The sequence below is a fragment of the Micromonospora sp. WMMD736 genome, assembly GCF_049179015.1.
Taxonomy (GTDB): domain Bacteria; phylum Actinomycetota; class Actinomycetes; order Mycobacteriales; family Micromonosporaceae; genus Micromonospora.
The window spans coordinates 1-1,715 of the sequence record NZ_JBMHMI010000166.1 but is presented as its reverse complement, the minus strand read 5'-3'; the positions used below and the strand labels follow the sequence as shown (position 1 = coordinate 1,715).

At 65.7% G+C, this 1,715-nt stretch carries 3 protein-coding genes; 2 read left to right on the top strand and 1 reads right to left on the bottom strand.

Annotation, left to right across the window (positions count from 1 at the left end; translation table 11 throughout):
• Window positions 1–247 precede the first annotated feature (247 nt).
• Window positions 248–676, top strand: a complete 429-nt coding sequence (locus ACN269_RS35135) for a hypothetical protein (RefSeq protein WP_421477715.1) — start codon at window positions 248–250, stop codon at window positions 674–676.
• Window positions 677–679: 3 nt separating this feature from the next.
• Here the strand turns inward: ACN269_RS35135 and ACN269_RS35130 are convergent, their stop codons facing one another.
• Window positions 680–1,264: a TetR/AcrR family transcriptional regulator gene (locus ACN269_RS35130; RefSeq protein WP_421477713.1), complete on the bottom strand. Its 585-nt coding sequence runs from the start codon at window positions 1,262–1,264 to the stop codon at window positions 680–682.
• A gap of 181 nt (window positions 1,265–1,445) precedes the next feature.
• On the opposite strand from ACN269_RS35130, the gene ACN269_RS35125 reads away from it, so the two are divergent.
• On the top strand, window positions 1,446–1,715 hold a 270-nt coding region (locus ACN269_RS35125), incomplete at its 3' end, for an oxygenase MpaB family protein (protein WP_421477711.1).

Here is a 1,715-nt window from a genome sequence, read left to right as displayed (position 1 = left end):
GTTGGCCAAGCAGCAGGCCGAGCAGCAGGAGGAAGAAGCTGCGCTCGAAGAGGTCAGCACTCCCGACGAGTAGGGCGACCGTCGGCTACCAGCTGACCGGCAGAAATTAACGGGATATTCATCCCGTCGACGGCTAAACTTGGGGTTAGCTCCTGGAGTTCGTGGGCCGTGCGCCACGAATCGGACGCCGGGAAGCGGCTCACGGCCTTCATCCCTCCGGGATCACACCGGGCAGGGAGGCCGCAATATGAAGAAAATTCTTGGACTTGCAGCATCGGCGGCACTGGCCTCCGCGGCGTTGTGGGGAGCGGGCACGGCTGTGGCGGCGCCCGACGTCGTGGGTGAGCCCTATTCCGACGCGGCGTCGGAGATAGTGAGCGGCGGCGGATCGGCGCACGTTGCGGTGCGCGTCGGCAGCCGACTGCCGCAGGACGACTGCATCGTCACCAATGCGTGGGACCGGACGTTCACCCGCCCGATGATCGACGACGTCTACTATGAGCAGTCCTCGGGTGAGGTCAACCTGGCGCTGAACTGCAACGGCGACCACGCGACCGCGACCAACGCCGGTACCTCGGTCGGCAACCCGGCCGGTCGGGAGGCAAAGTTGGCCGCCGAGCAGTCGGCTACCGAAGAGGAATCGGAACTGGCTGAGGTCAGCAGCCCGGGCTTCTGAGGTTCAGGCGCTGTTCACCCTGCTGAGCAGCATGGCGACGCAGTAGTCGACGAACTGCTCGCGCGTGGCGGTCAGCCGACCGTTGAGGTAGGCGGTGAACAGCGCGGTCAGCGCTCCGATCAGACCGGTCGCCACCATGGCCTGTACCGCCGGGTCGGTGATCTCGGTGAGCTTGCGCTGCAGCAGGTCGATGAAGTTGGGCATCCACTCGGTGCCGGACTGGATCAGGACCGGTTCGGCCGCTGGGGCCAGCAACAGCACCCGGCCGCGGGTCGGGTCGTCGACCATGAGTGCCACGAACCGTTCGACCGCGTCGCGTGGGGAATCGGAATTGACCAGCGTCGACATCGCGGTGGTGCAGACGTGGTCGTAGACGGCGCGGACGAACTCGTCGCGATCGTTGAAACTCTCGTAGAAGTAGCGCTCGGTCAGCTTGGCCTCGCGGCAGACTGCCCGCACGGTCAACGCCGGACCGGCGGCGCTGCCCATCAGCTTCACGCCGGCGGCGATCAGTTCGTCGTGACGCAGCGCCTGGCGGTCCGGCAGCGGTACCCCGGACCAGCGGCTGCGGCGTCGACCGGAAATCACAACACTCCTCAGGCGGTGACAACAACTGAAGTCACACTATGCCCCGACCGCGGTCGCGTGATCAGAAACCGCATCGGTCGCCGGTCCGCCACTGTTTGACCCGGAGGTGCGAGACTCTTAGGCTCTGTGATGACAACGAGCGTAGTCAGTTTGCTGCTGACGCCTGAGGGAAAGTGCATCCGTGACACAAGAAATGTCCGAGACATGTCCGGCGGCCAGTGACGACGCGGTGGCCGCGGGTTGCCCGGTGGCCACCGGTGGGTATGACGCGCCACCGGTTCCGCTCGGTCCCGACTCGCTGACCTGGAAGTACTTCGGCCAGTGGACGGGGCTGTTCCAGGGCACCTGGGCCGGCTCGATGCAGAACATGCATCCGCAGCTGGGTGCGGCGGTGGCCGACCACTCGATCTTCTTCATGGAGCGCATCCCTCGACTGCTCCGGTCGATCTAC

Bases quoted from the DNA above. Each gene is read 5' to 3' on its own strand.
- ACN269_RS35135 (WP_421477715.1), top strand. From the start codon at position 248: ATGAAGAAAATTCTTGGACTTGCAGCATCGGCGGCACTGGCCTCCGCG.